This is a genomic window from Streptomyces sp. CGMCC 4.7035 (assembly GCF_031583065.1).
Taxonomy (GTDB): domain Bacteria; phylum Actinomycetota; class Actinomycetes; order Streptomycetales; family Streptomycetaceae; genus Streptomyces; species Streptomyces yaanensis.
Map to the genome: position 1 here is coordinate 7549455 of NZ_CP134053.1, position 12334 is coordinate 7561788.

General features: G+C 72.3%; 9 protein-coding genes. 7 read left to right on the forward strand and 2 right to left on the reverse strand.

Annotated features, from left to right (window positions below):
- The first annotated feature begins 275 nt into the window (after positions 1–275).
- The 6 genes from Q2K21_RS33185 to Q2K21_RS33210 all read left to right on the forward strand — a co-directional run bounded on the left by Q2K21_RS33185 (position 276) and on the right by Q2K21_RS33210 (position 8612).
- Complete coding sequence (locus Q2K21_RS33185) at positions 276–1238, forward strand: DMT family transporter (RefSeq protein WP_310778967.1); 963 nt, start codon at positions 276–278, stop codon at positions 1236–1238.
- Positions 1239–1509: 271 nt separating this feature from the next.
- The gene (locus Q2K21_RS33190) at positions 1510–2712 is read left to right on the forward strand and encodes a flavin-containing monooxygenase (protein WP_310778973.1); all 1203 of its coding nucleotides are present in this window, start codon (positions 1510–1512) and stop codon (positions 2710–2712) included.
- A gap of 383 nt (positions 2713–3095) precedes the next feature.
- Positions 3096–4577, forward strand: coding sequence for a flavin monoamine oxidase family protein (locus tag Q2K21_RS33195; RefSeq protein WP_310778976.1), 1482 nt, complete (start codon positions 3096–3098; stop codon positions 4575–4577).
- Positions 4578–4698: 121 nt separating this feature from the next.
- Positions 4699–6924 carry an acetate--CoA ligase family protein gene (locus Q2K21_RS33200; protein WP_310778980.1) on the forward strand — a complete coding sequence of 742 codons (2226 nt, stop codon included), beginning with the start codon at positions 4699–4701 and terminating at the stop codon, positions 6922–6924.
- 106 nt (positions 6925–7030) lie between these two features.
- On the forward strand, positions 7031–7852 hold the full coding sequence (locus Q2K21_RS33205; protein WP_310778983.1) for an enoyl-CoA hydratase/isomerase family protein: 822 nt from the start codon (positions 7031–7033) through the stop codon (positions 7850–7852).
- Positions 7853–8006: 154 nt separating this feature from the next.
- Positions 8007–8612: a flavin reductase family protein gene (locus Q2K21_RS33210; protein WP_310778987.1), complete on the forward strand. Its 606-nt coding sequence runs from the start codon at positions 8007–8009 to the stop codon at positions 8610–8612.
- A 41-nt stretch (positions 8613–8653) separates the two neighbouring features.
- On the opposite strand, the gene Q2K21_RS33215 is transcribed toward Q2K21_RS33210, so the two are convergent.
- Positions 8654–9904: an MFS transporter gene (locus Q2K21_RS33215; RefSeq protein ID WP_310781366.1), complete on the reverse strand. Its 1251-nt coding sequence runs from the start codon at positions 9902–9904 to the stop codon at positions 8654–8656.
- 149 nt (positions 9905–10053) lie between these two features.
- Here Q2K21_RS33215 and Q2K21_RS33220 point away from each other — a divergent pair, with 149 nt between their 5' ends.
- On the forward strand, positions 10054–11103 hold the full coding sequence (locus Q2K21_RS33220) for a GlxA family transcriptional regulator (RefSeq protein ID WP_310778990.1): 1050 nt from the start codon (positions 10054–10056) through the stop codon (positions 11101–11103).
- Here the strand turns inward: Q2K21_RS33220 and Q2K21_RS33225 are convergent.
- Positions 10990–12264 carry an MFS transporter gene (locus Q2K21_RS33225; RefSeq protein WP_310778993.1) on the reverse strand — a complete coding sequence of 425 codons (1275 nt, stop codon included), beginning with the start codon at positions 12262–12264 and terminating at the stop codon, positions 10990–10992. The two genes, Q2K21_RS33220 and Q2K21_RS33225, sit on opposite strands and share 114 nt — an antisense overlap.
- Between the last annotated feature and the right edge of the window lie 70 nt (positions 12265–12334).

Genomic DNA, 12334 nt, shown 5'->3' on the forward strand with positions numbered 1-12334 from the left:
GCGGGACGGCACACCGCGTGGAAATGCGTTCGCGCTGGTGACGCACGTCTCCCCGGAGGCCTCCGGCGTCGCACGGCAGGCACGTAGCATCGACCCGTGAATTCCTACTGGCACGTCGTTCTGCCGCCGCTCTGCGCCTGACCGGGCGCACCCTCTGACGGCTTGATCCGCGCCCCCGGCCGGCCCTTCGAGGCTGCCAGGGGTCTGTGTCGTGCGCCCGTTTCGAATCCAGATCGCACATCGCAAGCGGTATTCGACGACGGAAGTTCACGACTGTGCCGAACGACACCTCTTCACCTGCTCTGACCGGCGCGGCCCCGACAAGGCCGGGGCTCCGCCACGCCAGTCCCCTCAGCGGACCGGTTCCCATCCTTGCCGCCGCGGTGCTGTGGGGCACCACCGGGACCGCCGGCTCCCTTGCTCCCGCCGGAGCGCCGGCGGCGGCCATCGGCGCCGCCGGCCTGGCCCTCGGCGGCTTGCTCCTGTTCCTGTCCGCACGAGGCAGCCGCTCGCTGCACCGGAGGTGCACGCGCCGCGAACGGTGGCTGCTCGCCCTGGGCGCACTGGCCGTGGCCGGATATCCGGTCGCTTTCTACCCGGCCGTGGCGCGCACGGGGGTGGCTGTGGCCACCGTGATCGCGCTCGGCAGCGCGCCCGTTTTCACCGGCCTGCCGGCCTGGCTCACCCGGCAGGCCCGGCCGACCGCCCGCCGGCTCTGCGCCACCGTGGCGGCGGTCCTCGGCTGCGCCCTTCTGGTGCTGGGGCCCGGGCTCACCGGCGGCGCCGCACGCAGGGACATCGCCGGCGTGGCGCTGGCCGCCCTCGCCGGCCTGTCCTACGCCGCCTACTCACTCATCGGCGGCAAGCTCATCGAACGAGGGCACCCCTCCGACGCGGTGATGGGCGTGATGTTCGGGGGAGCCTCGCTGCTCGTTCTGCCCGTGCTGCTGTGCGGTGACACGCGTTGGCTCGTCACCTTTCGCGGGGCGGCGGTGGTGGTGCACCTCGCGGTGGTCACGACCTTCCTCGCCTACCGGCTCTTCGGTCACGGCCTGCGGCACACCGCCGCGCAGGTGGCCACGACACTGACCCTGGCCGAGCCCGCGGTCGCGGCGGTACTGGGTGTCGTGGTCCTGAGCGAGCGCCTGCCGTTCGCGTCCTGGTGCGGGCTGGCCGTGCTCGCCGTGGGTCTGGTCTTCCTCACGTTCCCCGCCGGTACTCGCCGTCGACGGCGCTGACCTGGGCCGGGACGCGAAGCCGTCCACGGGGTGGGTGGCCGCTGCCATCCACCCCGCCGGGGCTGGAGCGCTCCGACGGGTGCAGCTCGGGCCGTCCTCGCCCCGCTCCTACGTCTGCCCGTACGCGCGACGAACCCCGTCCACCGAGCCCCCACAACGAGCCCGTCTACGCCGCTGGACCCACCCACTCCTCCTACAGCCGTGATCAATTCGCAACCGATTCCGGTCTTGACCGAGACCCATCAACGAAACGCGTGAATACGCTCGCGCCATGGCCGACTCGACTGCTGCTTCACCGCGTTCCGTGGTGCCGTCCCACGAGAACCGACCGGTGTACGTCGTCGGCGGCGGCCCGGGCGGGCTCGCCGCCGCGTACGCGCTGCGCGCCCAGGGCCTACGTGCCGTCGTGCTGGAGAAGTCCGACCGCGTCGGGGCGTCCTGGCGGCGCCACTACGACCGTCTGCGTCTGCACACCACGCGGCGGCTGTCGGCCCTGCCCGGGCTGCCGATGCCGCGGCGGTTCGGGCGGTGGGTCTCGCGCGACAACGTGGTGCGCTATCTGGAGAAGTACGTCGAGCACCACCAGTTGGAGATCGTCACCGGTGTCGAGGTCTCGCGCATCGATCCCGCCCCGGACGGGAACGGCTGGCTGCTGCACGCCACCGGCGGCCGCGAGCTGACCGGCAGCGCGGTCGTCGTCGCCACCGGCTACAACCACACCCCGCGCGTGCCCGACTGGCCCGGCCGCGACTCCTACGCCGGCGAGTTCCTGCACGCCGGCGAGTACCGCAACGCGAAGCCCTACGCCGGCCGCGACGTCCTCGTCGTCGGCGTCGGCAACACCGGCGCCGAGATCGCCGTCGACCTCGTCGAGGGCGGGGCCTCGCGCGTGCGGCTGTCGGTGCGCACCGCGCCCCATATCGTGCGCCGGTCCACCGCCGGGTGGGCGGCCCAGTCCACCTCGATCCTTGTACGACGGCTGCCGGTGCGGCTCGTCGACCGGCTGGCCCGGCCCATGGCCAAGGTCAGCGTGCCGGACCTGTCCGCGCACGGGCTGCCCCGGCCCGACACCGGGCTCTACTCCCGCGTCAACGAGGGCTCCGTTCCCGTGCTGGACGTCGGGCTGATCGACGCCGTGCGCAAGGGGCGGGTCGAGATCGTGGCGGCCGTCGACGGATTCGAGGGCGGCAAGGTCGCCCTCGCCGACGGCAGCCGGATCGAGCCCGAGGCCGTGATCGCCGCGACCGGGTACGTCCGCGCCCTGGAGGGCCTCGTCGGCCACCTCGGCGTCCTCGACGCCCGCGGCAAGCCGGTCGTCCACGGCGCCCGCTCGCCGCGCACCGCCCCCGGCCTGTACTTCACCGGCTTCACCAACCCGATCAGCGGCATGTTCCGCGAGATGGCTATCGACGCGCAGAAGATCGCGAAGGCGGTGGCGCGCCGCGCGAAAGGCACGCGCGCGGCGCGGATCTAGGTCCTGTCGTCAAACTCCCGTCGTCCGCCCGGAGGGCGGGCCCTGCGGCGTCAGGTGCGTGCTCTCGGCGTGCGGGGATCAGGCCCGCTAGGGCGCCGTCGGTGGCGTCGGGGCGCTGGTGCACGGCTAGGTCAGGACCGCCGTGCGGTTCGTCCCGTCCGGCGATGCGTGAGGTCACGGAGGTCCGGCGGCTCGGCGGGCGCTCGGAACTTGCGCGATCCTCGGCGTGACTCATGGGACGCAAGTCCTCCAAGTGGTACACCTGCGCCGCCACTTGGGCGCAGAATGTGAGCACTGCTCAACTTTTCTCGGCCACCGCCCGGGCCCTTTTCTGCTCCACCGCACCTCTCGTACCGACTTCTCGCCTACGACGGAGGACGAACGTGGCACGTGAAAGACAGACCCTCTCCCGGCGCTCCCTGCTCGGCGGCGCCGCCGGCGCCGTGACCTTGACGGGACTCGCGGCGGGTACGGCATCCGCCGCCACCCGCTCGGCCGACGTCGCGATCGTCGGCGGCGGGCTCGCCGGGCTCACGGCGGCCCGCGATCTCGTGGCGGGCGGCGCGTCCGTGGTCGTCCTGGAGGCCCGCGACCGCGTCGGCGGCCGCGTCGTCAACCTGAAGCTCGCGAACGGCGGCGTCACCGAGGGCGGCGGCGAGTTCATCGGCCCCACCCAGAACCGCATCAAGGCCCTCGCCGACTCCCTGGGCGTCGCGACCTTCACCACCTATAACACCGGCAACAACCTCCTCTACAAGGACGGCAAGAAGACCCCCTACGCCACCGACGGCCTCCTCGGCTCGGTGCCGCCCATCGACGTGGCCGGACTCGCCAACGCCGCCGCCGTCCAGGCGGAACTCGACGGCATGGCCAAGCAGGTGCCGGTCGACGCGCCCTGGACCGCCGCGAAGGCCGAGGAATGGGACCGGCAGACCTTCGAGACCTGGCTGCGCGCCAACGCCGTCATCCCCTCCGCCAAGTTCCTCCTCGACGTGGCCTGCACATCGATCTTCTCGGCCGAGCCCCGCGAACTCTCCCTTCTCTACGTGCTCTTCTACATCGCCGCCGCCGGCGACGAATCCCACCCCGGCACGCTGGAACGGCTGACCGATACCGCCGGCGGCGCCCAGGAGTCCCGCTTCGTCGGCGGCTCCCAGCAGGTGCCGATCAAACTCGCCGCCACCCTCGGCGACCGTGTGGTGCTCAACGCGCCGGTCCGCTCCATCGCCAAGTCCGGCAGCCAGTACGTGGTGACCGCCGACGGACTGACCGTCAACGCCCGGCGCGTGGTCGTCGCCGTGCCGCCGCCGTTGGCCGCGCGCATCACCTACGACCCGCTGCTGCCGGCCGCCCGCGATCAGCTCGGCCAGCGGCTGCCGATGGGGTCGATCGGCAAGGCGATCGCGATCTACGACACGCCCTTCTGGCGGGCCGACGGACTCAACGGGCAGGTCGTGAGCGACTCCGGCACGGTGCGCTCCACCTTCGACAACTCGCCGCCCGACGCCTCCTATGGCGCGCTGATGGGCTTCATCGAGGCCGACCAGATGCGGGCGCTGGACGGGGCGTCCGCCGACCAGGTCAGGGCCGCCGTCCTCAAGGACTACGCCACGTACTTCGGCGACAAGGCGAAGTCACCCACCTCCTTCCTTCTGCAACGCTGGGACAACGAGGGCTTCTCGCGCGGCGGACCGGTCGCGTACGCGCCGCCGGGCGTGCTGACGCAGTACGGAGCGGCGCTGCGGGCGCCTGTGGAGGGGATTCACTGGGCCGGTACGGAGACCTCCACGTACTGGACGGGGTACATGGACGGGGCGGTGCGGTCGGGGGAGCGGGTGGCGAAGGAGGTGCTGCCGACGCTCTGAGCGTGCCCCGGCCGGTGGAGCCTGGGCTTTTTGCGTGCAGACCAGTTCCTGACAGTGCGTCAGTTCAGTAATCTGACACTGCGTCAGTTGTTGAAGTTGTCACACAGGAGCGGGCGGACCGATGCTTGGATCAACCCACGGCACCCTCACCACCGACTCCCGCCGGGCCCGGGTCATCGCCTGCGGCGAGCAACCCTCACCCGTGGTGCACGGCCGGCCCGCCGACGTCGGCGACCTCGACGTCAGCGGGCGGCCGCTGTACGCCGACGTGCCCGACCTGGACCGGTTCTTCCGGCCCGAGTCCGTCGCCGTCGTCGGTGCGTCCGACGCCGAGGGGCGGCCGGGCACCGGCATCACCAGGCAGCTGCTCGCCTGGGCCGAACGGGTCGGCGCCCGGCTGCACCCGGTGCACCCCACCCGTCAGTCCGTCTTCGGCATCCCCTGCTCCCCTTCCCTCGCCGACCTGCCCGAACAGGTCGATCTCGCCGTACTGCTCGTCTCCGATCCTCTTCCCCTCATCGAGGAACTCGGCGCGGCCAAGGTGAAGTTCGCCGTCGTCTTCGCCTCCGGTTTCGCCGAGACCGGTGAGGAGGGCTCCGCCGCCCAGGCCCGGCTGGCCGCCGCCATGGAGCGGGCCGGGACACGGCTGCTCGGGCCCAACACCAACCTCAACGCCTTCGAGCGGTTCCGGGACGACCTGGACGGGCCGGCCATCGCGCTGATCACCCAGTCCGGGCACCAGGGGCGGCCCGTGTTCGCCCTTCAGGAGCTGGGCGTACGGCTCTCCCACTGGGCTCCCACCGGCAACGAGGCCGACCTGGAGACCGCCGACTTCATCTCCTACTTCGCCGAGCAACCCGACATCGGTGCCATCGCCTGCTACATCGAGGGCCTGAAGGACGGCCGCTCCTTCTTGCTCGCCGCCGACCGGGCCGCCCGGAACGGTGTGCCGGTCGTCGCGGTCAAGGTCGGCCGCACCGAGACCGGCGCCCGCACCGCCGCCTCACACACCGGCAAGCTGACCGGCGCGGACGACGTGGTCGACGCCGCGATGCGGCAGTACGGGGTCATTCGCGTCGACGGTCTCGACGAACTCCAGGACACCGCAGCCCTGTTGGCCCGGGCCCGCACCCCGCGCGCCGACGGCGTCGTCGTCTATTCGATCTCGGGCGGCACGGGCGCGCACGTCGCGGATCTGGCGACCGAGGCGGGGCTCCGTCTGCCGGTGCTGTCCGAGGCCAAGCAGGCCGAGCTGCACCAGTGGATACCCGACTACCTGAACGTGGCCAATCCCGTCGACAACGGCGGGCACCCGGTGGGCGACTGGCGCGGGCGGAAGATCATCGACGCGATCCTCGACGACCCGGAGGTGGGCGTGCTCATCTGCCCCATCACCGGGCCCTTCCCGCCACTGAGCGACAAACTCGTCCAGGATCTCGTGGACGCGGCGGAGCACACGGACAAGCTGGTGTGCGTGGTGTGGGGGTCGCCGGTCGGCACCGAGGCCGCCTACCGCGACACGCTGCTCGGGTCCTCGCGCGTGGCCACCTTCCGCACCGTCGCGAACTGTCTCACGGCCGTCCGCGCCCACCTCGACCACCAGCGCTTCGTCCGCGGCTACCGCTCCCCCTTCGACGAGGCGCCCCGCACCCCCTCGCCGTCCTTCCGCAAGGCGCAGGCGCTGATGCGGCGCGGACAGCAGCTGAGCGAGCACGCGGCCAAGCAGCTGCTGCGGGCGTACGGCATCCGTGTGCCGCGCGAGCAGTTGGTGACCAGCGCGGCGGCGGCCGTGCGCGCGGCGGGACTCGTCGGCTACCCGGTGGTGATGAAGGCGTCCGGCGCGCAGATCGCCCACAAGACCGAACTGGGGCTGGTGAAGATCGGGCTGACCTCCGCCAGCCAGGTCAGGGACGCCTACCGGGAGCTGACCGACATCGCGCGCTACGAAGGGATCAAGCTCGACGGAGTCCTCGTGTGCCAGATGGTCGAGCAGGGCGTCGAGATGGTCGTCGGGGTCTCGCACGACCGGCTCTTCGGGCCCACGGTCACGGTCGGGCTCGGCGGTGTGCTCGTCGAGGTGCTGCGGGACACGGCCGTGCGCGTGCCGCCCTTCGGTGAGGAGCAGGCGCGGGCCATGCTCTCCGAACTGCGCGGGCGGGCCCTGCTGGCCGGGGTGCGCGGGCGCCCTCCGGCCGACCTCGACGCGCTCGTCGAGGTCGTGCTCCGCGTCGAGCGCATGGCCCTGGAGCTCGGGGACGAGATCGCGGAGTTGGACATCAACCCGTTGATGGTGCTGCCCAGGGGGCAGGGAGCCGTGGCGCTGGACGCGCTGGTGGTGTGCCGCTGACGTCCGGAACAGGCGAATCACCTGACTCGGCAACCGGATCGGCCCGCTCAGCAACCGGATCAGCCCGCTCAGCAACCGGATCGGCCCGCTCAAGAAACGGAACATCATGACGTCCTCCCCCGAAGACTCCGTAGATCCCGTCCAGTCATTGGTACTTCACGCCACTGACAATCACGTCTCGTGGCTCACCCTCAACCGCCCCGAATCCCTCAACTCCATCACTCCTGACCTGCGCGAACACCTCATCCGGAAATTTCTCGACGCCTCTGCCGACCCGGACGTGCGAGCCGTGGTCCTCACGGGCGCGGGACGCGGTTTCTGCGCGGGCGCGGACCTGCGCGGCGGGGCGGCCGCCGGTGACCGGATCCCCGGCGATGTCGCCCGGACCATCCGCCGGGGCGCCCAGCGCCTGATCGCCGCCGTCCTCGACTGCGAGAAACCGGTGATCGCCGCTGTGAACGGCACCGCCGCCGGCCTCGGCGCGCACCTCGCCCTCGCCTGCGACCTCGTGCTCGCCGCGGAATCCGCCCGGTTCATCGAGGTCTTCGTACGCCGTGGCCTGGTCCCGGACGGCGGCGGAGCGTATCTGCTGCCCCGGCTGATCGGGCCGCAGCGCGCCAAGGAGCTGATGTTCTTCGGCGACGCGCTGACGGCACCGGACGCGGAGCGCCTCGGCCTGGTGAACCGGGTCGTACCGGCGGACGGTCTGGAGAAGGCCGCCCGCGACTGGGCCGAGCGTCTCGCCGCCGGCCCCACCCGCGCTCTCGCGCTGACCAAGCAGCTGGTCAACGCCTCCCTGGACACCGACCGCGCCACCGCCTTCGCCGCCGAGGCCGCCGCCCAGGAGATCAACATGACCACGGCGGACGCCAACGAGGGCGTGGCGAGCTTCGTGGAGCGGCGGGAGCCCCGCTATCGGGGCCGCTGACACCCGTTTCGAGGCTTCGCTTGGGTCCCTTGCGAGCTTCAGGTGGGTTCCCTTGAGAGCTGCACCAGGGCCCCTCGCGGGCTTCACTTGGATTCCTTGCGAGGCTGCGCGGGGCTTCACTTCTGACGATCCGTCAGTTTCAATGGACGATGTGATGGGACACGCGGGGATGGCGGCCACCGCCGTCCGTTATCTCAGGTCGGTCGGGACGCGCACGGTCGCGGGGCCCGTCGAAGCGCTGCCGCGGCCCGAGCTGCGGGCCGTCGGGGCCGACGAGCGGGCGCCGGTCGACTCGGGCGAGTTCCGGCGCGTCCTGGGGAACTTCGCCACCGGCGTCACCGTGATCACAGCGCCCGCCGCGGACGGCGAGGCGGGACCCGCCGGCTTCGCCTGCCAGTCGTTCTCGTCCCTCTCCCTCGACCCTCCGCTGGTCGTCTTCATGGTCGGCCGGACATCGACGACCTGGCCGCGGATCGCCCGCGCGGGCGTGTTCTGCGTGAACGTGCTGGCGGCCGACCAGGGCGGGTTGTGCCGCGGCTTCGCGGTGAGCGGCGGGGACAAGTTCGCCGGCGTCGGCCACGAACCGGCGCCCTTCTCCGGCTCCCCGCGCCTCACCGGCGCCACGGCGTGGATCGACTGCGCGATCCACGCCGTGCACACGGGCGGTGACCATCTGATCGTGGTGGGCCGAGTGCAGGCCCTCGGGACCGGCGACGGCGAGGAGCCTCCGCTGCTGTTCCACAAGGGCCGCTTCCTCTAGCCGCCCAGCCGGCCCCGCCCCTCCGGTCCCGCCCCTCCGGCTCAGGCGAGCCTCGGGACCGGCGCCGGACGCCGCCGGATCACCAGCGCCATCAGCGCCGCCGCCGCGCACAGCGCGCCCGCCGCGTACCAGACCACGTTGTACGAGCCGAACACGTCCCGCGCCACGCCGCCGAGGAAGGCGACCAGCGCCGCGCCGACCTGGTGGGAGGCGAGCACCCAGCCGAAGACGATGGCGCTGTCCTCGCCGTACTGCTCCCGGCACAGCGCGAGGGTGGGCGGGACCGTGGCGACCCAGTCCAGGCCGTAGAAGACGATGAAGAAGATCATCGGCGGGTGGACGGCCGGGGCCAGGAGCATCGGCAGGAAGAGGAGCGAGATGCCGCGCAGGGCGTAGTACACCGCGAGCAGGCGGCGCGGTTCGAAGCGGTCCGTGAACCAGCCCGAGGCGATCGTGCCCAGCACGTCGAAGACGCCGATGACCGCGAGGAGCGAGGCCGCCGCCGTGATCGGCATGCCGTGGTCGTGGGCCGCCGGGACGAAGTGCGTCTGGACCAGGCCGTTCGTGGAGGCGCCGCAGATCGCGAAGGTGCCGGCCAGCAGCCAGAACGGGCCGGTGCGGACGGCCGAGAAGAGCACGGTGACGGCGCGGCGGGCGGCACCGGTGACCGGTTCCGGCTTCGGTACGAACTCCTTCGCGCCGTACGGCTTCAGGCCCACGTCCGCCGGGTGGTCCCGCAGCAGCAGCCAGACGAAGGGGATCACCGCGAGGGCGGCGAGTGCCACCGTCACCGCGGCGGGGCGCCAGCCGTGGTTCTCGACCATCCACGACAGCAGCGGGAGGAATATCAGCTGTCCGGAGGCCGAGGCGGCCGTGAGGATGCCGCTCACCAGGCCCCGCCGCTCGGTGAACCAGCGGTTGGTGACCGTCGCCGCGAACGCCAGGGCCATGGAGCCGCTGCCCAGACCGACCAGCAGGCCCCAGTAGAGCATCAGCTGCCAGGCCGCCGTCATCCACACGGTCGCGCCCGAGCCGAGCGCGATGACCGCGAGCGCCACGGCGACGACCCTGCGGATGCCGAAGCGGTCCATCAGGGCGGCCGCGAAGGGCGCCGTCAGGCCGTACAGGGCGAGGTTGACCGACACCGCCGCGCCGACCGTGCCGCGCGACCAGTGGAACTCCTGGTTCAGCGGGTCGATCAGCAGGCCCGGCAGCGAACGGAAGGCCGCCGCGCCGATGATCGTCACGAAGGTGACGGCGGCGACGAACCAGGCCCGATGCAGGGACGTCATGCGGCTGCGCCGCGGGCGGGTCGTCTTGGTGGGTTGCGGGTCCTCGCCCGTGGCTGCCGTTCCGATTGTCTGGGTCACGCCATAGAGCTTCCGGTCTACGCCGACTCCGATCGAGTGGCCCGAAGGACAGCATTCGCTAGGATCGGGCCATGACCCGTGAAGCCCCCGAGCCGGCGTTCCGGCCGCACCGCGTCGTCGTCCTCGCGCTCGACGGGCTGCTCCCCTTCGAGCTGGGCATCCCGCACCGGATCTTCGGGCGCCCCAAGGACGCCGAGGGCCGACATCTGTACGAGGTCGTCACCTGCTCGATCCGGCCACCGGGACCGGTCGAGACGGACGCCGACTTCTCCATCCACGTCGAGAACGGCCCGGAAGCCCTGGCCACCGCCGACACCGTGATCGTCCCGGCGTCGTACGAACTCGGTCCGGTCTTCAAGGAGGGCGTGCTGACCGACGAACTGGCCGCCGCGCTCGCCCACATCCGGCCCGGCACCCGGCTCGCCTCCATCTGCACCGGCGTGTACGTCCTCGCCGCCGCCGGCCACCTCGACGGCCGCCCCGCCACCACGCACTGGGCCGAAGCCGATCACTTCCAGCGGCTGTTCCCGCAGATCAAGGTCGACGCGGACGTCCTGTTCATCGACGACGGCGACGTCCTGACCTCCGCCGGGGTGGCCGCCGGGATCGACCTGTGCCTGCACATCGTGCGCCGTGACCACGGCACCGCGGTCGCCAACGAGGTGGCCCGCCGCACGGTCGTACCGCCCCACCGCGACGGCGGTCAGGCGCAGTACATCCACCGTCCCGTGCCGGATCCGCAGCTGGCCACCACGACCGCCGCCCGCGCCTGGGCGCTCGGCCGCCTCCACGAGCCCATCCAGCTGCGCGACATGGCGGAGCAGGAGTCGATGTCCGTGCGCACCTTCACGCGCCGCTTCCGTGAGGAGGTCGGCGTCAGCCCCGGCCAGTGGCTGACCCAGCAGCGCGTCGAACGGGCCCGGCATCTGCTGGAGTCCACCGACCTGTCGGTCGACCAAGTGGCGTGGGACGCCGGCTTCGGCACGGCCCAGTCGATGCGGCAGCACCTACAGGCGGCACTCGGGGTCACTCCCACCGCTTACCGACGGACCTTCCGGGCCGGGAGCGCTCCCGACCGCGGCGGCTCCAGGGGGTGCGACGGGTTGGACGCCCTGCGCTGAACGGCCCGCCCGACGGACCTCGCCCCACCAGCCGAGCGCCGCCAGCACCAGGGTGAGAGCCACACCGACCAGGACGGCCGTGGACGGGGCCACCACCCGGAGCAGGACGCCGGCCAGGGAGCCCGTCGCCGCGTATCCCGCGCCCGCGGCCGCGTACATCAGGGAGTAGCCCGCGGCCAGGGCGCTCGGTGGCAGGGCCTCGCGCAGGGACAGGTTGCGGGTGAGCAGCGCGCCCGACTGGAGCATGCCGCTCATGGCCAGCATGACCGCGATGCCGGCCGCGGCCGGTATCAGCGCGACGAGGGCCACACAGACCGATGTCCCGCACAGCAGCACCACACTGTGGGTGCGCAGCCGCCCCGGCCAGGAGCGCAGGCCGTACAGGAAGGCACCCAGCCCCGCGCCCAGGGACAGCCCCACCAGCAGCGGACCGGACCAGCCCACACCGACGCCGCGCTGTTCGAGGAGGGCGGGCAGGACCAGTTCGGCCAAGCCGAGCGTGGTGAGGCCGGCCGCGCCCGTGACGTACGCCGGCCAGGCGGCGAGGAGGGGCCGGAGCAGCGGCCCGCCCGCCCGGTCCCCGTCGCCCGCATCCCAGCCGGCGGGCAGGAGCCACAGGCCCGCGGCCGACGACACCAGGAGGACGGCGGCCAGGAGCAGCGGGACGCGCGGGGCGACGCCGAGGGCGAGGCCGGTCACCGCGGCCGGGGAGACGGCCCATATGCCGGACACCAGCAGTGACTCGAAGGACAGCGCCTGCGCCACGGCACGTTCCGGAACCAGGGTCGTGAGCAGCACGCGCAGAGCGCCGGTGGCCTGGGCCGGGGCGATGCCCGCCAGCACCGCGAACGCCGCGAGGACCATGGGGTGCGCGCCGGGTAACGCGCCGAGACCCGCGAATCCGGCGGCTCCGGTCGCGAGTCCCGCGGCCAGCTGAGGGCGGGCGCGCTCGGGACGCAGGCGCAGTCCCAGCAGCGGAGCGCCGATGATCTCCCCGATCACATAGACCGCGGCGAGGGTCGCGCCCAGGGAGTAGCCACCGGGCCGCTCACGCACCAGGAAGACCAGGGCCAAGGGTGCCATGGCCACCGGCATACGGGCGCCGATGGATACGCAGGCCCAGGTGAAGACCTGCTTGGATGCGACATCGCGGTAGGTCATGGGACGACGCTAGGGGGAGGCGCCGACAACGCCCCACTGGATTTCCGGAGCCTGTGGAAAACCCGCAGAG